The 21225-nt window shown below is 42.1% G+C and carries 17 protein-coding genes; all 17 read left to right on the plus strand.

Annotated features, from left to right (window positions below):
* The first annotated feature begins 10 nt into the window (after nucleotides 1–10).
* The 17 genes from fabD to HNW13_RS04750 all read left to right on the plus strand — a co-directional run bounded on the left by fabD (nucleotide 11) and on the right by HNW13_RS04750 (nucleotide 20806).
* Nucleotides 11–937 (plus strand): ACP S-malonyltransferase, encoded by a 927-nt coding sequence (gene fabD, locus HNW13_RS04670; protein WP_192115134.1) that lies wholly within the window; start codon nucleotides 11–13, stop codon nucleotides 935–937.
* A gap of 10 nt (nucleotides 938–947) precedes the next feature.
* Complete coding sequence (gene fabG / locus HNW13_RS04675; protein ID WP_011636971.1) at nucleotides 948–1694, plus strand: 3-oxoacyl-ACP reductase FabG; 747 nt, start codon at nucleotides 948–950, stop codon at nucleotides 1692–1694.
* A 163-nt stretch (nucleotides 1695–1857) separates the two neighbouring features.
* Nucleotides 1858–2091 (plus strand): acyl carrier protein, encoded by a 234-nt coding sequence (gene acpP, locus HNW13_RS04680; protein ID WP_011496723.1) that lies wholly within the window; start codon nucleotides 1858–1860, stop codon nucleotides 2089–2091.
* Between the two features lie 162 nt (nucleotides 2092–2253).
* Nucleotides 2254–3492 (plus strand): beta-ketoacyl-ACP synthase II, encoded by a 1239-nt coding sequence (fabF, locus tag HNW13_RS04685; RefSeq protein WP_192115133.1) that lies wholly within the window; start codon nucleotides 2254–2256, stop codon nucleotides 3490–3492.
* 149 nt (nucleotides 3493–3641) lie between these two features.
* Entirely contained in the window at nucleotides 3642–4130 is a 489-nt protein-coding gene (locus HNW13_RS04690) for an acyl-CoA thioesterase (RefSeq protein ID WP_011636973.1), read from the plus strand.
* 13 nt (nucleotides 4131–4143) lie between these two features.
* Entirely contained in the window at nucleotides 4144–5019 is an 876-nt protein-coding gene (locus tag HNW13_RS04695; RefSeq protein WP_011636974.1) for an NAD(P)-dependent oxidoreductase, read from the plus strand.
* A gap of 392 nt (nucleotides 5020–5411) precedes the next feature.
* Nucleotides 5412–5747 carry a cytochrome c3 family protein gene (locus HNW13_RS04700; RefSeq protein WP_011636975.1) on the plus strand — a complete coding sequence of 112 codons (336 nt, stop codon included), beginning with the start codon at nucleotides 5412–5414 and terminating at the stop codon, nucleotides 5745–5747.
* A gap of 290 nt (nucleotides 5748–6037) precedes the next feature.
* Complete coding sequence (locus HNW13_RS04705) at nucleotides 6038–8854, plus strand: molybdopterin-dependent oxidoreductase (RefSeq protein ID WP_192115132.1); 2817 nt, start codon at nucleotides 6038–6040, stop codon at nucleotides 8852–8854.
* The gene (gene cobA / locus HNW13_RS04710; RefSeq protein ID WP_192115131.1) at nucleotides 8854–9738 is read left to right on the plus strand and encodes a uroporphyrinogen-III C-methyltransferase; all 885 of its coding nucleotides are present in this window, start codon (nucleotides 8854–8856) and stop codon (nucleotides 9736–9738) included. The genes HNW13_RS04705 and cobA overlap by 1 nt, the downstream gene beginning before the upstream one ends.
* Entirely contained in the window at nucleotides 9731–10951 is a 1221-nt protein-coding gene (locus HNW13_RS04715; RefSeq protein WP_192115130.1) for a glycosyl transferase, read from the plus strand. Before cobA ends, HNW13_RS04715 begins: the two co-directional genes overlap by 8 nt.
* Complete coding sequence (locus HNW13_RS04720) at nucleotides 10939–11631, plus strand: ANTAR domain-containing protein (protein ID WP_192115129.1); 693 nt, start codon at nucleotides 10939–10941, stop codon at nucleotides 11629–11631. Before HNW13_RS04715 ends, HNW13_RS04720 begins: the two co-directional genes overlap by 13 nt.
* 242 nt (nucleotides 11632–11873) lie before the next feature.
* Nucleotides 11874–14477 (plus strand): nitrite reductase large subunit NirB, encoded by a 2604-nt coding sequence (nirB, locus tag HNW13_RS04725; RefSeq protein WP_192115128.1) that lies wholly within the window; start codon nucleotides 11874–11876, stop codon nucleotides 14475–14477.
* The gene (gene nirD, locus HNW13_RS04730; protein WP_101086822.1) at nucleotides 14474–14800 is read left to right on the plus strand and encodes a nitrite reductase small subunit NirD; all 327 of its coding nucleotides are present in this window, start codon (nucleotides 14474–14476) and stop codon (nucleotides 14798–14800) included. The genes nirB and nirD overlap by 4 nt, the downstream gene beginning before the upstream one ends.
* Before the next feature lie 11 nt (nucleotides 14801–14811).
* Nucleotides 14812–16278 (plus strand): NarK family nitrate/nitrite MFS transporter, encoded by a 1467-nt coding sequence (locus HNW13_RS04735; protein WP_192115127.1) that lies wholly within the window; start codon nucleotides 14812–14814, stop codon nucleotides 16276–16278.
* A 114-nt stretch (nucleotides 16279–16392) separates the two neighbouring features.
* Nucleotides 16393–18183, plus strand: coding sequence for a bifunctional protein-serine/threonine kinase/phosphatase (locus HNW13_RS04740; RefSeq protein ID WP_243756168.1), 1791 nt, complete (start codon nucleotides 16393–16395; stop codon nucleotides 18181–18183).
* 503 nt (nucleotides 18184–18686) lie between these two features.
* Nucleotides 18687–19220: a curlin gene (locus HNW13_RS04745; protein ID WP_192115126.1), complete on the plus strand. Its 534-nt coding sequence runs from the start codon at nucleotides 18687–18689 to the stop codon at nucleotides 19218–19220.
* 41 nt (nucleotides 19221–19261) lie between these two features.
* Nucleotides 19262–20806 (plus strand): curlin, encoded by a 1545-nt coding sequence (locus HNW13_RS04750; RefSeq protein WP_192115125.1) that lies wholly within the window; start codon nucleotides 19262–19264, stop codon nucleotides 20804–20806.
* Nucleotides 20807–21225 lie beyond the last annotated feature (419 nt).

Consider the following 21225-nt stretch of genomic DNA (forward strand, 5'->3'; position numbering starts at 1 on the left):
GTAAGCGTTTATGGAAAATGTTGCTTTTGTATTTCCTGGCCAAGGTTCACAGGCTGTAGGAATGTTAGCGGAATTAGCTCAATCTAACGATGTTATCGGCAAAACCTTTGCTGAAGCGAGTGAAGCGTTAGGTTATGATTTATGGGATCTTGTTGCCAATGGTCCAGCTGAGACCTTGAATGAAACAGATAAAACTCAGCCTGCATTGCTTACGGCAAGCGTAGCTATTTGGCGTGCATATCAAGCATCTAACAAGCCCATGCCTTCTTTATTAGCAGGTCACAGCCTTGGAGAGTATTCTGCTTTAGTTTGCGCAGGTGTGATTGAATTTATTGATGCAGTTAAATTAGTTGAACTACGCGGAAAGTTAATGCAACAAGCTGTGCCAGCAGGTTCTGGTGCCATGTTTGCCATTATTGGTCTTGATGATGCTGCTATTGCTAAAGCATGCGCAGAGTCTGCTGAAGGTAGCGTGGTAAGCCCTGTTAACTACAACAGCCCTGGTCAAGTTGTGATAGCCGGTGAGAAAGCGGCTGTTGAACGCGCTGCAGCTGCATGTAAAGCTGCAGGGGCAAAAATGACAGTAGCATTACCTGTGAGTGTACCGTCACATTGTGCACTAATGAAGCCAGCCGCTGATGAACTCGCTAAAGCGTTAATTGAAGTGACATTCTCAGAGCCTACCATTAATGTCGTCAACAATGTTGATGTGGCCATGCCGACAGATTCACAGGCAATTAAAGATGCATTAGTGCGTCAGTTATATTGCCCAGTGCGTTGGAGCGAGTCTGTTGAATTTATGGCGACACAAGGTGTTACAAAATTAATAGAGTGTGGACCGGGTAAAGTATTAACCGGTTTAACAAAAAGAATTAATAAATCGATATCCGCTCAAGCGGTCAATGATGTTGCTTCATTTGCAGCATTAGTCGAATAAAGGAGTTGATATGAGCTTTAGCATTAATTTAGACGGTAAAGTTGCTTTAGTGACAGGCGCTAGTCGCGGTATTGGGCGTGCGATTGCTGAATCATTGGTACAAGCTGGCGCGATGGTTATCGGTACGGCAACCAGTGAAAAAGGTGCAGCGGCGATTCAAGCATACCTAGGTGACAAAGGCTTTGGGATGGTGTTAAATGTCACTGACTCTCAATCTGTTGCTGATTTATATAGCCAGATCAAAGAAAAAGCAGGTGAAGTTGATATTCTTATCAACAATGCGGGTATTACCCGTGATAATTTATTAATGCGGATGAAAGATGATGAGTGGCAAGATATTATTGACACTAATTTGACTTCATTATTTAAATTGTCTAAACCAGTAATGCGATCTATGATGAAAAAACGTTTCGGACGTATTATCAGTATCGGTTCTGTAGTAGGTACAATGGGCAACGCTGGCCAAGTAAATTACTCGGCAGCTAAAGCTGGTTTGATCGGATTTACAAAATCTCTTGCAAGAGAGGTTGCATCTCGTCAAATAACAGTGAATGCTATTGCACCTGGATTTATTCAGACAGACATGACAGATGAGCTGACAGTTGAGCAGCAACAAGCTATTATGTCGCAAGTTCCGATGGAACGATTAGGGCAAGCACAAGAAATTGCCAATGCAGTATTGTTTTTGGCCTCGGATTCAGCCGCTTACATCACAGGCGAAACTTTGCATGTGAATGGCGGTATGTACATGGTTTAAGGGCGATAGGTAGGTAACTACCTTCATTTGAGTCAGTGTTAGTGACAATTCAATGTTAATTTTTGTGGTTAGACCACAAAATCTAAGCTTGCATTGTTATCTAATTCGAATAAACTACTCGCAATCTTACGCAAGTGCGTAATTTGAATAGGAAAGAAAACTAATGAGCAACATCGAAGAACGTGTAAAGAAAATCATCATCGAACAACTTGGCGTTAAAGAAGAAGACGTTAAATCAGCTGCTTCTTTTGTAGACGATTTAGGCGCTGATTCTCTAGACACTGTTGAATTGGTTATGGCTCTAGAAGAAGAGTTTGATACCGAGATCCCTGACGAAGAAGCTGAAAAGATCACTACTGTTCAAGCAGCGATCGATTACGTTTCTAAGAATCAGTAATCAAGAATTCACAAAAACAGGCGGCATTTATGCCGCCTGTTTTTGTTTAAAGCATTTGTAAACGCTCGTTCCATTTAATTGCATTAGAACATCCCTCCTTATACTTCTTTAGCTAAATCGCAATAATGGCATCGTGGCAGATTTTATTTAAAGGTGAATAACATGTCTAAACGTCGTGTCGTCATCACAGGTCTTGGTCTTGTGACTCCTGTGGGTAATGATGTCGAGTCTACTTGGAATGCCTTATTGGCTGGTAAGAGTGGTATAGCTCCAATCACTAAGTTTGATGCTAGTGAATTTGGTACTCGTTTCAGTGGCTCTGTGAAAGATTTTGACGTCGAACAATACCTAACCAAAAAAGATGCTCGTAAAATGGATTTATTTATCCAATACGGCATGGCTGCGGGTATTCAAGCAGTAAAAGATTCAGGCTTAGATATGAGCCAAGAAAATCCAGCTCGTATAGGTACTGCTATTGGTTCTGGTATGGGTGGTATGTGGTTAATTGAACAAGGCCATTCTGCATTATTAAATGGTGGACCACGTAAAGTGTCGCCATTTTTTGTGCCAAGCACCATTATCAATATGATAGCCGGAAACTTGTCGATTATGTATGGCATGACAGGTCCTAATTTTGCGGTGACTACAGCCTGTACAACTGGTGTACACAATATTGGTTTTGCAGCACGTACCATTGCTTACGGTGATGCTGATGTGATGGTGGCTGGTGGTGCAGAAGATGTTACTAGCCCATTAGGCGTTGCAGGTTTTAGTGCTGCTAAAGCATTATCGACTCGTAATGACAATCCAACAGCAGCAAGTCGCCCTTGGGACAAAGACCGTGATGGCTTTGTTATTGGCGATGGCGCCGGTGTTATTGTGATGGAAGAGTATGAACGAGCTAAAGCTCGTGGTGCTAAAATTTACGGTGAGTTAGTTGGTTTTGGTATGAGCGGCGATGCATTTCACATGACATCACCTCCAAGTGATGGTGCTGGTGCCGCAGCGGCAATGGTTAACGCCATTAATGATGCCCAAATTGACAAAGAGCTTGTGGGTTACATCAATGCACATGGCACCTCAACTCATGCGGGTGATAAAGCAGAAGCTGCAGCAGTTAAATCGGTGTTTGGACCACATGCCTACGAGGTACTTGTAAGTTCAACTAAATCAATGACTGGACATTTGTTGGGCGCAGCTGGCGCTGTTGAAGCCATTATTACTTTGCTTGCACTGCGTGATCAGCACGTACCGCCAACAATCAACTTAGATAACCCAGACGAAGGTTGCGATTTAGATTTTGTTGCCCACACTTCACGTCGACATCAGTTTGACTATGCCTTATGTAATTCATTTGGTTTTGGTGGCACGAACGGTTCGTTACTGTTTAAGAAAATTTAATCGAGTTAATGCCAATAAGGGAAGATGAAAATCTTCCCTTTTTTATTTATTTGGTTTGTTTTTTTGTCACATTAGTATTTATCAATTCCCGTTAAATGATGATTTAGCGTAGACTGATAAGTAATGAAACTTATTTAATAGGATCTATTATGGCCGGTAAAGATAGACAACTTACATTACGTTTTCTGGCAGAACCTGCAGATGTCAATTTTGGCGGTAAGGTTCACGGCGGTGCAGTAATGAAATGGATCGATTTAGCCGCTTATGCAGCAGCAGCAGGCTGGAGCGGTAAATATTGTATTACTGTTTATGCTGGCGGCATTCGATTTGTTAAGCCTATCCATGTGGGTAATATTGTTGAAGTGACTGGCAAAGTTATTTATACCGGTACAACGTCTATGCACATTGCCATTGATGTAAAAGCAGGCGATCCTAAAGAATCTGAACGTCATCTGACAACCCACTGTATTGTTATTATGGTAGCAGTAGACGATGAAGGACATCCGACATCGGTTCCTGAGTGGATACCAGCCACCGCTGATGATGTTCGCTTACGTGATAGTGCATTGAGATTGATGGATATGCGTAAACGTATCGGTGCCGAAATGGAAGCTCACGTTAAACCTTCAGTTGAATAAATAAGGGGAAATCATGGCCAAGGTAGCATTTATTGGTTTAGGCGTTATGGGGTTCCCGATGGCGGGACATTTGGTTAAACAGGGTCATGACGTTACTGTTTATAACCGTACCGGGGCTAAAGCGACTCAGTGGGTTGAACAATATGGTGGTAAGAAGGCTGATACACCAAAAGATGCCGCCCAAGGCCAAGACATTGTTTTTACCTGTGTGGGTAATGATGATGACCTACGTCAAGTAGTATTAGGTGAACATGGGATTGTGCATGGTATGCATGCTGGTGCTATTTTAGTTGACCATACAACCGCTTCAGCAGATGTTGCACGTGAAATTGCCGCGTACATTGAGCCACTTAACATCGCATTCTTAGACGCGCCAGTTTCAGGTGGTCAAGCCGGTGCCGAAAATGGTGCGTTAACGGTGATGATGGGTGGTGACCAAGCTCATTTTGATACTGTTAAACCCGTCATATCGGCATACAGCCGCTGCGCTGAATTGTTAGGGCCAGTTGGGGCGGGGCAGTTGACTAAAATGGTTAACCAAATTTGTATTGCTGGTGTAGTGCAAGGCCTCGCAGAGGGACTTCATTTTGCTAAAAGTGCTGGTTTAGATGGCTTAAAAGTGATTGAAGTGATCAGCAAAGGCGCGGCACAAAGCTGGCAGATGGAAAATCGCTATAAAACGATGTGGCAAGGTCAATATGATTTTGGTTTTGCTATCGATTGGATGCGTAAAGATTTGGGTATTGCATTAGATGAAGCCCGTCGTAATGGTAGCCATTTACCGGTAGCCGCATTAGTTGATCAATTTTATTCTGAAGTTCAAGCAATGAAAGGTAATCGCTGGGATACTTCTAGTTTACTTGCTCGCTTAGAAAAGTCTCGCAGTTAATATAAACACTAAGTTGTTATATGTGTAAATGTAGCCCCAATATCGATTGGGGCTTTTTATTGGCTATAAGCCAATGTATTAGCCTTTGCTGTATTAGCTTGTTTCTGCACTTAAGATGATTTATTGACTAAAAACCATCGAGTTACATGATATAGCGCACATCTTCATCTAATTATCGCTGCTATTATTACTTAATCTAAATTAATTTTGCTTAAAGTGGATTGATTAACTACGTTTATATTGTCAGTTAATTTGAGATTGTTTATAAATCTTTGATAAACGGTTTATAAACAAAGTTGTTGAATAACCCTTAAGCAAAGTGTCGTGTTGCAGTGTGCTGATCCGCGTCAGATAAAAGAATGCGGACACACACTAAATTGGAGGAATGAATAGTGAGCAATAAACTACTAAGTGCATTGTTTGCGGCTGGTTTCGCGGTAATGATGATGTCTTCTGCATCATTTGCTGCTGATGAGACCCTCGCAGAGTTTCACGTTGAAATGGGTGGCTGTGAAAACTGTCACGCTGATGGTGAACCATCAAAAGATGGCGCTTATGAATTTGAACAATGTCAAAGTTGTCATGGTTCACTAGCTGAAATGGATGATAACCATAAGCCACATGATGGGTTACTTATGTGTGCTGATTGTCATGCACCACATGAAGCAAAAGTAGGCGAAAAGCCAACATGTGATACATGCCACGATGATGGCCGTACTGCAAAATAAGTTATCTTAGATAGCTTGAAAATACCGACATAATGTCGGTATTTTTGTTTTTATTCCTCAAGAGTATACATCTCACTTTTATTTTTATACCTCTTTATAGGTATTTAAAGTCTTTTGATTTCAATTAGATGCGCTACATAACAGCGCAGTTAATGCACTTTTGTTGCGCAAATGTTGTAATGCTTTATTTATCTAAATATCCATTTCTATTATAAATCAGTAAGTTAATTTTCTGGCACAGCTTTCGCAGTACCTTACCCATGAGATAGTCAAAGTGAAAGGGTAGATGTATGTCAGTGGTCCAATCAAGTTGTGCTTATTGTGGTGTCGGATGCGGTGTTAGCGTGTCTTCAAATAAACCGAATTGGACCGATGTCGATGCTGCAGATTTAATACTAGTCGGTGACAACAAGCATCCAGCTAATTACGGTCATTTATGTGCCAAAGGTGAACGCTTACTCGACAGTTTAGCCCAACCCAATGTACTGCGTTACCCTAAACTTCGTTCTGGTATGCCACTTGATTGGGACAAGGCGAGCACCTTAATTGCTGATACCTTTGCGCAAACCATTGCAGAACATGGTCCAGATTCAGTCGCACTGTATCTTTCTGGCCAATTACTCACTGAAGATTATTATGTTGCCAACAAGTTTGCTAAAGGCTTTTTAAAAACGGCTAACGTCGATACTAACTCACGCTTATGTATGTCGTCAGCAGTGAGCGCAATGCAGTGTGCCTTTGGTGAGGATGTAGTGCCAGGTTGTTATGATGACTTAGAACAAGCAGAGGTCATAGTGCTAGTCGGCGCCAATACCGCTTGGACTCATCCCGTTCTTTTTCAAAGAATTTTAGCCGCAAAAAAAGCTAATAATGCTCAGTTAGTGGTAATCGACCCGTTATCAACAGCCACAGCAAAACAAGCAGACTTACATTTAGCCATTAAACCGGGCGCTGATTTAACATTATTTCATGGCTTACTCGGTTACCTAACAGATCAAAATCGTGTCGACCACGCGTATATTGCCGCACATACAGAAGGCTTTGATACTGTGGTTTTGCAGGCGCAACAATTAAGTGCCAATTTAGCCGATCTTGCCACGCAAGTCGGTGTTTCAGTCACTCAGCTGACGCAATTTTATCAACTTGTAGCCAACAATAAAAAAGTACTTACGGCATCTTGTCAGGGGGTTAACCAGTCAACCATTGGCACCGATGCAACCAATGCGATGATTAACTGCCACCTCGCGTTAGGACACATTGGTCAAGCTGGCTGTGGATTCTTTTCGTTAACTGGGCAGCCCAATGCCATGGGCGGCCGAGAGGTCGGTGGGTTAGCCACTCAGTTAGCGTGTCATATGGGGTTTTCACAATCGGAGCAACAGTTATTAGCTGATTTTTGGCAAGTTGACAGTGTTGCAGATCAAAAAGGTTTAGCAGCAGTTGAGATGTTTGATGCCCTTGCCGAAGGTAAAATCAAAGCGATTTGGATTATGGGCACAAATCCTGTGGTGTCTTTGCCCAACAGTGAAAAAATTGCACGGGCATTAGCAGATTGTCCTTTTGTTGTCGTGTCTGAAATCAGTCCTGATTCTGATACCGCCAAACTTGCTGATGTATTACTCCCCGCGCAAGGCTGGTCAGAAAAGTGCGGTACCGTCACTAATAGTGAGCGCACTATTACGCGTCAACGTGGCTTTATCACAGCCAAAGGCCAAACTAAACCGGATTGGTGGGCGGTTAGCCAAGTAGCTAAGAAAATGGGCTTTGATGGTTTTGAGTTTGATGACAATGCCAGCATATTTAGCGAGTTTGCAGCCTTATCGGCGAAGGTTAAACAGGTTTTTCCAACTAAGGTGTTTGATCTCACTGGGCTAACAGAGTTATCCAAAGCGCAATATGATGCACTAGCACCGACGCAATGGCCTATTGCTTCGGCAACTCAAATTGGTCAACAAAACGTGCGTGTTTTCGGCCTAGGTGAATTTGCTACCGCGACGGGTAAAGCGCAGTTTGTTACGCCTGCGGTTGTTAGTGTTCCGCAACAATCATTACCGAGTAACACCTTGTTATTAAACACTGGCCGAAGCCGAGATCAGTGGCATACCATGACTCGCACCGGACATATTGCTAGCTTACGAGCCAGTATTCCTGAGCCTGTCGTTCACCTGCATTCATCACAACTCAGTGCATTGTCGTTAACAGAAGGTGGCTTGGTCCGCATTGAAGCTATTCAAAATCAAATTGAACAATACTCCACAGAGACCGCTAACCCCGACCTTTTTACCCACGCCTCATTCACGATGGCTCGCGCTGTTGTCGATGATGACATACCGACAAATATGGCTTTGATGTCAATGCATTGGTCTGCACAGTTTTCGCTGACAAAAGGCGTGAATCAAGCATTAGATGCACGTGTCGACCCAATATCAAAACAACCTGGGTTTAAGTGTCAACCCGTGACATTAACCCCTGTTGAACTTGCGCTGCAAGGGGTGGTTTTTGGTCAACACGACTCTTCTGCTCACGGGCTATGTTGGCAAGTTGCACAAACGCTAGAGAACGGAGTGTGTCATCACATTGGTTTTACCGATACCGACGACAGTTTTGCCTACCAAGCAACAGCGCATTCACTAAAATGGACTTTAACGGTAGTTGGCCAGCCTTTATATATCCAATGCAATATGGATAAAGGATTACTTAAGGCATTAAAAGTATTGTCTCATACTCAAGTGAATGTGGCCCTATATCAGATGAATGATTTTATTGGTAAGCCTGTCGATAAACAGTTAATTAAACAGCTACATCAGCAAATAAAAGCCGGAAATAGTCCGTTAATCTGCGCTTGTACAGGGGTAACCGAAGCGAACATTAACGACGAAATCAATCAACAATTTAACGACCAAGTGATGAGTGACGGTTTAGCGAATATCAGTTTTGAGCAGGCGTTAGATAGCACCCAGTTATTACTCGGTTGCGGCCGTCAATGTGGCAGTTGTCATAGTGAAGTTAAGCAGTGTGCCAAGCAGAGTTGGAAAGATGCCTTATCTTATTGCGAATCTTATTCCGACATTGACCATCAACCATCAGTAGCAGAGGACGTAGCCTAATGAAAACAGTAGAAGCAATGATAAAAGGTCATCAATCTATAAATGCTTTAGGGCATGCCGCAAATGAATTACACGCGGGTGATGTGGCTATTGTTGGTGCGGGTTGTGGTCAATTAGAGTTAATGACACTTAAGGCCGCTAGAATAGTGGCACAAGTTGAAGCGTTGGTGTTTGACAGCCTGGTGAGTAGTGACATTTTGACGTTAGTAACCCCTAGTTGTCAGCGTCACTTTGTGGGTAAACGCTGTGGTCAGCCGAGTAAAAAGCAAGACGATATTAATGAATTATTACTGACATTGGCGCAGCAAGGATTAAAAGTGGTGCGCTTAAAGGGCGGCGATCCGCATATTTTTGGTAGAGGTGCAGAAGAAGCGCTTTACCTTGCACAAAATGGTATCCGTTCGCAATTTATTCCAGGTGTTACCGCAGCGTTAGGTTGTGCATCAAGTACCGGCATTCCATTAACGTATCGTGGTATGGCCCGTAGTGTCACGCTGATCACCGGCACCAAAATGACCGATGCCGATAATGCCAATGCTCCAACTCAGTGGCAAGCATTGTTAGCGGCGCAATCTACGTTAGTGTTTTATATGGGTAAAGAACAAGCACCAAGCATTTCAATTGGGTTACTCGATGCTCAATGTGGCGCTAATCTGCCGGTAGCATTTGTTACCAATGGTGGAAGACCGAATCAAATTGTTACTTATGCCACAGTCGCTTCTATGGCCGATGCCGCGTTAACCATTAAAGACTCTGGGCCGACGTTAATCATCATTGGTGACGTGGTGTCTGTTGGTCAACAGCTGAATGCTTTGCTTGCCGATATTGATGTAGCTGCAACACAACCCCCATTAGAATATGGGTACGAGGCTTTATATGCCTAAAATAGGTGAGTTAACGCTGACATCCGTGGATGAGTTTGACTTTCGTTTGTTGATAAAAGCATTAGGTAAGGGCGAAAAAGGCTCTCGTGCATTAACGTTTGACGAGGCATGTTTGCTGCTTGAAGGTTTTGCTAAAGGAAAAGCAACGCGCGCACAAATGGCCAGTGCCATGATGCTCATGCGCGTGCGCGGCGAGACGACTGAAGAAATATCAGGCATGGTGGCCGGTTTACGTCGCACTGTAGACAAAGATTGGCATTCGCTTGAGGTCGATATCGACTGGCCTGTGTATGCGGGCAAGCGCGAGCAGTTACCTTGGCTTTTACTCGTCGCTAAGTTATTAGCAAAACAGGGTGTTCGAGTGATGTTACACGGTGACAGCCAAGCTCTACCTCATCGCCGCCATGTTGAATCATGTTTAGCGTCGCTTAATATTGCGTGTTGTACTACACCGCAAATGGCCAAAGCGGCGTTGCATTCAGATAACATTGTTTACGTATGCGCCGGTGACTTAGCACCAGTGTTAGATGAGTGTCGTCAATTACATCAAGAATTAGGTCTACGCAGTTTGATTCAAACCGCAGCGCGTTGCATGAACCCAACTAATGCACCAATAAGCCTTCGCAGTTATTTTCACCCTGGGTTAGATACGGTACACCAAGGAATATGCGAAATTTTATTTGAGAAAAGCGAATATCACGCCGGCAGTGTGGCTATTTTTAAAGGCTTACAAGGTGAAACCGAGTGTAATCCAAGAGTGGCTACCACGATAACTGTCGTCAACGGACAGACAGATAATATAGCGGTATCGAGCTTATCTATCCCTACGTTATTAGAAGGCTTTTCTGGTGCAAAAGTGGGTCAAGCTGAATTATCTAGCGACATTCTTGCGCTGTTATGGCGCGAAAAAGAGCCTTTTTCTGCTGATGCGCTGATATCATTAATGTCGCGCACCATGATTGAGCAGGCGCTTAGCAGTATGACGGCAACGTTGGCTGCAGTATTGTTATTACTTAACCACAAATTAAATACAGCGATTATTCCACAGGAATCAATTTCACCAGAATCCATTTCACACAAATCAAATTCACAAAAGATTATGGCAGCGGAGCAAGCCGTTTACTTGAGTCAACAATGTTGGGCAAACCGCTTCAGTTCAACAGACAATCCATTAGCCAAATGGCTGAACGAGGAGTGGTTATGCGCAGTTTAATTTTTTGTGACCTGAGTTTTTCAGCTGTGCCAGTGGTCGATTGTGAAGTTGTAAAGTACCAAGCTTGTTTGGCAGCGTTTGGACATGTCACGGTGTTAACTTCTGTGAGCCAAATTGAGCAACGATTACATCAACAAACATTTGATACCTTGTTGATATTAACCGACACATTGCACGCTCAAATCCAAGGACTTATTCAGCGTACATTAACCAATAAGCCAATGGTGATAGTTGTCAATGCCAAAACATGGCAGCAGACAGCATTAACCGAGTTACTTGATTGTGGTCGCATCACTTTTATTCCTGAGATGTTAAGTGTTAATCGTTTAACCAGTGTCATTAGTTTGGCCCAAGCACGTTTTAATGCAGCGAGTAAAACACTCGCCGAATTTAAGAAACTGGATGATGAAATCCGCAGTATAAAACTACTTAGTCAGGCCAAGCTTATCGTTATGCAGCAAGGGTTCGATGAAACCAAAGCGCACCAGATTATTCAACAACAAGCGATGCAAAAAGGTTTGTCATTAGCTCAAATGTCAGCGCAAATTATTGCTATTGTGACTCAGCATCATGGTAAGTCAAAATCACTAAACACCGCAGTGAACAATGATGGTGCGCCTCACTTTGGTGCGGTTGTGACCAAGATGGACAACAGTAGAGCATTTAGTAAAGGCTGTTGATTTTTTAAGGCTAATAAATCAATAGCTTAAGTCTTTTTTGTAGTTGGCTTAGAGCCTGCAAACAATACATATAATGAACAAAGTATCAGATTGACGATAGTGTGAATGGCAGCAATTAACGGGGTCGTTTACCTCAACAATTTATTTTAAAAATTTGGATCTCAACAGGCAATGGCGCCAACTCCTTAAGCGGAGTTGGCGCCATTTTGCTTTTTACGGTCCAAGGCATGAAGGAGTTGGATATGGCAGTCTCAAAACCCAAGTTAGTGGTCGTTGGTAATGGCATGGTTGGTCATCATTTTATTGAGCAAGTGTGCAGTTTAGGTCTCAATAAAACGTTTGATGTGCACGTGTTTGGTGAAGAGCCGCGTCCAGCTTATGACCGAGTGCAGCTGTCAAAATATTTCGAGACCGGTAGCGCCGATCCACTGATGTTAACCAGCGCGCAAGATTATCAAGATTGGGGCATTACGCTTCACTTAAACACACCTATTACGGCAATTGATATTGCCGCCAAAACGGTGACTAGCGCGCAAGGTGATCATTATTCTTATACCCGCTTAGTGCTTGCAACGGGATCATTTCCATTTGTGCCACCGATACAAGGTAACGATCGTGCTCAATGCTTAGTGTATCGCACCATTGAAGATCTTGAATCGATTCAGGCCGCAGCTCAAAACAGTCAAGTTGGGGTGGTTGTTGGTGGTGGACTATTAGGTTTAGAAGCCGCCAATGCCATGATGCAGCTCGGGGTAAAAACCCACGTTGTTGAGTTTGCACCACAATTGATGCCCGTTCAGCTAAATGATAAAGCGGGTGAATTACTGTGCAGTAAAATTGAACAGCTCGGCGTGAGTGTACATACTTCAAAAGCCACCACTGCGATTATTGACGGTGAAACGGCAATGCACCGAATGACCTTTAATGATGAGTCTTATCTTGAAACTGACATGATTGTGTTTTCTGCCGGTATTCGTCCACAAGATTCATTAGCTCGAGTTTCAAATATCTGTATCGGTGAACGTGGGGGCATTGAAATTGACGATTACTGTTTAACCTCAGCGCCCGATGTTTATGCCATCGGTGAGTGTGCGTTATGGCAACAAAAAATATTTGGTTTAGTTGCACCTGGTTACCAAATGGCCCGAGTGGTCGCTTCGCATATTGCTTCATTAACATCTAATAGCGTGTCGCAGTCATTTACCGGCGCAGACATGAGTACCAAACTTAAATTATTGGGTGTTGATGTGGCCGCTATTGGTGCTAGCCGTGGTTTTGATAACGCACAGTTTGTTGAGTTATCTGATAACCAAGCGGGTATTTATAAAAAATTATGGTTAGACGAAACCGGTAAATTTTTAAAAGGTGCAGTGCTGATTGGTGATAACAGCGATTACAGCCGCTTGCTTGATAGCTATTTGTCTCAAGACGAGATTGAAGGTTCCGCAGTTGAGTTATTGCTAGCCGGTGCAGAAAACGAAGCCGATTTAAAAGACACTTCTATAGTGTGTTCTTGTCATCAAGTAACCAAGGGCGACATTGTTGGGGCCGTGACCGCTGGCAACCATAAAATCGCCGAGATTAAAGCATGTACCCGTGCGGCATCGGGTTGTGGTGGTTGTGCGCCGTTAGTTCAAAAAATTATTGATCAAACCTTACAAGCTGCAGGACTCGATTTTAATGCCGGAATTTGCGCCCATTTTGATCATGACCGACAAGCCTTGTATCACTTATGCCAAGTCGAAGGCATTAATGATTTTAATACCTTAATCACTCAGCATGGAAAACCTTCAGCTAGTGGTCATACATATGGCTGTGATATTTGTAAACCTGCCGCCGCGTCCATATTTGCTAGCTTAGAAAACCAATATGTGTTGAATCAAGATAGCAGTCATGTGCAATTGCAAGACACCAATGATGCTTACTTAGGCAACATCCAAAAAGACGGCACTTACTCTATTGTGCCGCGAGTCGCTGGTGGTGAAATTACCCCAACTAAGCTGATAGCCATGGGCCAAATTGCCCAAGAATATGACCTCTATACTAAAATAACCGGTGGCCAACGTATTGATATGTTTGGCGCAACGTTATCGCAGCTACCCGAAATTTGGAAAAAACTCATTGATGCTGGTTTTGAAACAGGCCATGCCTACGGTAAATCATTGCGCACGGTAAAATCCTGTGTTGGCAGCACCTGGTGTCGTTACGGCGTGCAAGACGCCGTTGGTTTCGCGATTGATTTAGAAAACCGTTACAAGGGCTTACGCAGTCCACATAAATTAAAATTTGCTGTGTCTGGATGTACTCGTGAATGTGCTGAAGCACAAAGCAAAGATATTGGCATTATCGCAACCGACAAAGGTTGGAACTTGTATGTTGCTGGCAATGGCGGTATGCGCCCCCGTCATGGTGATTTGTTTGCCACTGATTTATCCACTGAAGATCTCTATAAATATATCGATCGCATTTTGATGTTCTATGTCAAAACTGCAGACAAATTACAACGAACCTCGACTTGGATGGATTCATTAGAAGGTGGTCTAGCGTATTTAAAATCAGTCGTTATTGACGATGCATTGGGGATTAACTCGACCTTAGAGCAGCAGATGGACCATATTGCCGCGACATACCAATGTGAGTGGAAAACCAGCCTTGAACAACCGGCCTTTTTGGCGCGCTTTAATGAGTTTGTTAATCCAAATGATGCGCCAGAAGCAGATACCAGTGCTTACCAACGAATTCGTGAGCAACGTTTCCCGAGTATTAAAGACGCAGGGGCAGGAACGATAGCTATTAACGATATTACAGACGATGCAGCACAACTCGCTGCGGAGGAATTAGCATGATTTGGGTCAATGTGTGTAGCGAAGCAAGCATGCCAAAAGGCACCGGAATAGCGGCTTGGGTAGCAGGACGTGCGGTTGCCATTTTCAATTTAGGGGATGACGGTTTATTTGCCCTTGATAATGTAGATCCTGCCAGTGGTGTGAGTTTATTGTCCCGAGGACTTATTTGTGAAATCGATGGTGAGCTTTGTGTTGCTTCGCCGCTTTATAAACAACATTACCGCTTGGATAGCGGACGTTGTATTGAAAATGTTGATTTAGTGGTTAAACCATTCGAAATTAAAACTGAACAAGGCAATGTTTTTGTCTTGGCTCAGTCATAAAGGGGTGCAATATGAGTGCTGAAAAATTTAATATTTTCTGTTTCCACGGCAAGATGAAAATCATGCATTTAAGTTGGATGGCGTTTTTTATCACCTTTGTTGTGTGGTTTAACGCAGCGCCACTTGTTAGCGTGATCGCCGACAGTTTAGGGCTGACTAAATCACAAATTAAGACCTTGTTGATCCTCAATGTGGCATTAACAATCCCGGCGCGGATTATCATTGGTATGGTAACCGACAAATATGGTCCAAGGATCACCTATTCTGCCTTATTGGGTATCTGTTCAATCCCTTGTTTTATGTTTGCGGTAGCCGACACTTTTGAGCAGTTAGCCTTAGCCCGATTTCTGATTGGCTTTATTGGTGCTGGTTTTGTGGTTGGTATCCGTATGGTGAGTGAATGGTTTCCGGCAAAAGAGTTAGGTACAGCAGAAGGCATTTATGGCGGATGGGGTAACTTTGGTTCAGCTGCGGCAGCCTTTACGTTACCTGCCGTTGCACTTGCTTTTGGTGGCCCAGACGGATGGCGTTATGCCATTGGCATTACCGGCTTAATGAGTTTGTTGTTTGCATTTGTTTATTATTTCAATGTGACCGATACCCCAAAAGGTTCGACTTACTTTAAGCCCAAAAAGGGCGGCGGCTTAGAAGTGACCAGTAAAAGTGACTATGTGTTACTGATCATTATGAAGGTACCAATGTATGCCACGCTAGCGCTGTTAGGTTGGAAACTGTCTCCTGCTGGTGTGAGTATGTTTACTCAAGATGCAACCTACCTTATCTATCTTGGGTTGGTGGTGGTGTTTTTGTTCGATTTTTACCAAACATACCAAGTGAATAAACATTTGTTTTCAATGGAAGTACCTGAGTTTGAACGCTATCAGTTTAAGCAAGTTGCTGTATTGAATGTGCTGTATTTCACTACATTTGGCTCTGAGCTTGCAGTGGTATCGATGTTGCCACTCTTTTTTGCAGAAACGTTCGAGCTTGGCATGGCACAAGCGGGTATGTTGGCATCAAGCTATGCCTTTATGAATTTAATGTCTCGTCCTGGCGGTGGCTGGTTAAGTGATAAGTTTGGTCGTAAAACCACCTTGTTAATATTAACTGCAGGGTTAGCGATTGGTTATTTGTCGGTAGCACAAATCGACTCGTCATGGTCATTACCTTTGGCTGTCGCAGTCGTTATGGCATGTTCATTCTTTGTTCAAGGTGGCGAAGGGGCTGTGTTTGCTGCTGTGCCGCTGATTAAGCGTCGCTTAACAGGGCAAATAGCGGGTATGACAGGGGCTTATGGTAACGTCGGTGCAGTGTTTTTCTTAACCGTATATTCTATCGTATCCACTCAAACTTTCTTTTATGTGATTGCGATAAGTGCCGTATTTGGTTTTGTGACATTATTTTTTATGAAAGAACCCAAAGGTCATATTGCTGAAGTAAACGATCAAGGCGAAGTCACTTTAATCAGCGTAAGTTAGTGCTCGAGTAAAGTAGCCAGAGCAACATAGTGCCATAAAACTCAAATTGTTTATGTTTAAGCAATTTGAGTTTTTATATTGATAAAACAGCTTAATCTTAGAGTGAGAGGTTTTATGGCTTCAGAGTCATTAGAACAAACGATGGATAGTGTAGATGCCATGCTTCCTTTTGCTGCAACTTTGCAGCTTGTTGTAGGCCAAGCTTCTGAAAAAGGACGTAAACTGCAAAATGAAGATGCCATAGGTATTCGTATTCCTTCAGGGATACCACTTACGTCGAAAGGTGTTGTTAGTGTTATCAGTGATGGTGTCAGTACCGCTGAAGGTGGGGCTCATGCGTCTGCCATTAGTGTTAGTAATTTTCTTGCAGATTATTATTCGACCCCAGAAACTTGGAGTGTGCAAACATCGAGTACCAAAGTATTAACAGCATTAAACCGTTGGCTGTATGGATTGGGGCAAGACTATCGCGATGCCAGACGTGGCTTTGTATGTACCTTTAGTGCATTGGTATTTAAGTCTTGTTCAGTGCACATGTTGCATGTGGGCGATTCACGTATTTATCGTTTTCGCCGAGGCGAATTACTGCAATTAACTCATGATCACAGTACTAATATTAACTCATCAAACCAATATCTTACTCGTGCTTTGGGGATGGATGTTAAATTAGATGTGGACTATAAAACCTTGTCAGTTGAAGTTGACGACCTCTATTTACTGACAACGGATGGAGTTCATGACGTACTCACTGAATTTGAAATACACCGAAAATTGACGGCTCTTTGTCAGCAACATCCAACGCTTAGCGATGATTTGTGTGAACAATTCTGCTTAGCGTTGAATAAAAAGGCGTTCGATTTAGGCAGTAAAGATAATCTCAGTGCGCAGTTATTAAGTGTCAGACAATTACCTAAACAAGCTATCGATGATGTGTATCAAAGCTTGTCGCGTCAACCATTCCCCCCCCCACTTAGCGTTGGAATGAAGCTTGATGGATATCAGGTAACTCATATACTTCATCAATCACAACGCAGCCAAGTGTATAGAGTCGTCAATGGGCAAAACCAAGTCTTTTGCATGAAAACACCTTCCGTCAATTACATAGATGATGCCGCTTACATAGAGCGCTTTATGTTAGAGAGCTGGGTAGGGCAGCGCATTAGCAGTGCTCATGTCGTTAAGGTTGTAGAGCAACATAACATAAAGTCCGCTTTGTATTATGTCACCGAGTTTTTATCGGGGATAAGCTTAGGTGAATGGTTAACTCAACATAAAAAGGCCCCAGTAGAAGAGGTGTTACTGTTGCTAAAACAAATCGAATTAGGGATAAGAGCATTTCACCGTCGCGAAACGCTGCATCAAGATTTAAAACCGGATAATATTTTTATCACCCGAGATGGCGTGGTTAAAATTATTGATTTTGGTTCTTGTTATATCAAAGGCGTGGCAGAAATTAGTAGTCCGTTAACTCGAGATCGTATTTTGGGTACGGCTGATTACACTGCCCCTGAAGTTATACTGGGTTATAAGGCCGATGGTCGTGCCGATTTATTTTCGCTTGCAGTGATTGCTTTTGAGATGTTGGCTGGGCAATTGCCTTTTAAAGGCAAACTCGAGAAATGCCGAACGCGGCAGGATTACCAACGTTTAGAATATATTAGTGTACATAAATTAAACCCAATGGTGCCAGAGTGGATTGACGTAGCATTAAAAAAAGCACTCAATGTTGAACCTAATTTACGCCAAGCGGATACCTGTGAATTAATTCATCAATTAACCACTGCCAAAGCGAATCACACAATAAATGATTATGTGCCCATTATAACTCGCAACCCAGTACGTTTTTGGCAAGTGATTTCAATCGTGTTGTTTATATGTTTAGTGGCTTCTTTGCTGAATAATTGATTATGAGAGTGCGTTTTAAACATAAAGCTTACAAGTGAGTAGTAAATTAATGCGTATAAATAAATTAACTTATTAATAAACAATTATATTTTATGTGATAACTTTTCACATCGAAATAATTATTTATAACCCTATCTATATCAATAGCACTATCTATATAAATAGCGCTATTCATATCAACTATCCGCCTACATCAAAAAAATGTAAATAGCATTAATTATTTTAAAAAACTCCATTATTCGAAAATAATTTTTTTGTCATATGTGTTGTTTTTTATTTTCAAAAAACTAACATAAAATTGATTTAGATCAATTTATTAGGTGAGCTATTGCAATTAAGTCTGGGGGTGGAATTAATATAACCTATAGGTCTATGTTGGTTTAATACTCAAGGTTGATTCGAATGTGGTATGACAGAGCCACAATATCGAAACAATGAATGTAAAAGTTATTAAGCGACATGAATAAGATGTTCTTGATGTTTAATAACCCGGGGACATGAATATGACCTTGAACAAGCGTAAACATCAATATTACCTTAATGCAACAACTGAGGTTCTTGCTATTTTTCTGTGTGTGATGTCGTTTTCTAGCCTTGGCCAACAAGACTTGAGTGATATTAATGAACTTGCCATAGGCATTAATAATACAGCCAATGTAACTCAGTTTGGTGATGCACTATCCATTAATTTAAATCAAAGCGGTTTCAATAATCAGTTTGATTCAAGTCAATTTGGCTACAACAATCAAATTTTTACTCATCAACAAGGCATATTCAATGGCGTTACTGTATTCCAGTCCGGGACGGATATTGAAGCCAGTATCTACCAATCAGGGTTTAGTAATCGAGTTATTGCCAGTCAGGCAGGAAGCAATTTGCTAATGGATGTGAGTCAAATTGGAACACACAACTTAGCAGTTATTCGTCAGACCGGAAGTGATAATACCATTATGATCCAGCAGAATGGTTATGGAAGTGCTGTTGGCGTTATTCAATGGGGAACAATGCAAAACGTTAGCGTGACTCAGAGTAATTAATTTGAGTTATTTATTTCAACCAAATGAAGGGAAATACAAAGATGAAATATTCTAAATTAGCTTTATTAATCTCAGCAGCTTTATTGACCTCTGCTGGTGCGTATGCAGGCAGTAACGAAGCCGATGTTAGTCAAGAGGGAGAGCTAAATACCGCGGTGGTTGTTCAACAAAGCAATAGTGTTGCTAATAATGCAACTATTGAGCAGCTCGGTAATAATAATCTTTCAACTATTTTACAGGCAGAAACGGCAAACTCCCAAGCTTCATCAAATCAGGAGGGAAATGATAATACATCTTTGATTGACCAACATAATGCAACAAGTACAGCTAGTGCCTTTGTAAAATCAGTTGGTGACCGTAACGAAGCAGATATAACACAAGAATTTTTTAATGGTGAAAATGCGCAAGCAACTGTTAATCAAATGGGCAACGGTAACTTAGCAACCATCACTCAAAATGATGGTGATGGTGCACAGTCTACGGTTAATCAAACTGGAAGTGAGGATACTGCTGAAGTTTATAATCATTGGTCAGATTATGCAGATGCAACCATTAATCAATCCGGCAACTCTAACAATAATGCTTATATTCAACAGGAAACGTCAGATGCTGCAAGTGCGTCGTTAACCCAAATTGGTTCAAACAACGATGGTGATATATTGCAAAATAACCAGAATTATGGCGGCTCAGGTAGCGATGATACGGTCGCAACATTAGAGCAGATAGGTAATGGTAACATAGGTTTAGTTGAGCAAGCAGGTTTGTCTAACATGGCTGATGTATATCAAAATGGTGAATCTCATGATGCACATGTGACACAAAATGGCGGTAATCATGAAGCTCAAGTTAACCAATATGGTTTAAATCAAGTCGCAACGGTAATGCAAATGGACTTTGAGCATGTTGCAACCGTCAATCAGTCCAATGTAGGCAACACTGCGACAGTGACTCAAAGTTCTTTAACTCTTGGGAATGGCAACGGTAACGGTAATTCAGGTTCTGGTAATAGTGCGACTGTAGACCAAGAGGGTATGGATGATACCGCTACGGTTGCGCAAGCGGGTTTCGCAAACGAAGCCGTAGTGTTTCAAGGGGAGTACAGTTTTGATAACACAATTACAATCACCCAGTCGGGTCATCATAACTATGCAGGTGCATCAACTGACGATGGCGGATTAAGTACCGTTACAGTAAATCAAACTGGGCATCATAATGAAGTTAATAGCAAACCCAATGGGAGCAACTTTTATGGTGAAGGGATCGGTGCTGGAACGTGGGGGGCCGATAATGTCGTTATAGTTGATCAAGATGGCCATCATAACAAGGCCTATGCTGATGCTGCTGATTTGTCATCAGTTATTGATATAGACCAGTCTGGACATCATAACGAAGCATATGCTGAATCTGAATGGGGCGAAGCTAACGAAATTGTTATCGATCAAACTGGTGGCAATCATTTAGCTGATGTATATGTCTCTGGTGATGGTAGCAATGTGGTTTATGTTACCCAAACCGATATGAATAACTCAGCAGTTGTAAGCAGCATTGGGTTTGGTAATACAGTGACCATTACTCAAGGCATGTAGTACTAAAGTAAAAGAAGGGTGTGTAAGCACCCTCTTTATTTACACATTAATAATTAAAGATATTGTGCCAATCTTAAAAATCTCACTTTGATATTTTTAAGATTGGCATTTTTTGAAGTCGTAATAGATACATTCGCTGATAGTTTTGCAAGCTCAATATTTAACAACAGATATCAAGGCCCTACGTTTACAAAGTGGAAATTGCACCAACAACCGATAATGTGACACCAAAATCAATTGTCTCAACAGCTCAAGAAAATTTGTTGAACGATCAAAGTTAGCCCGTTGGCGTGTCAATCATGCAAAACCAGAAACCGATCTAATGGATTATTCATGGAAGTGGGTTCTACTTAAATGACCTCTATCATGTTGTTTCTATGTTTAATCATTGCTTAAATAGATGAGTTACTCGTTAGCTT

Source organism: Shewanella sp. BF02_Schw, assembly GCF_014596695.2.
Taxonomy (GTDB): domain Bacteria; phylum Pseudomonadota; class Gammaproteobacteria; order Enterobacterales; family Shewanellaceae; genus Shewanella.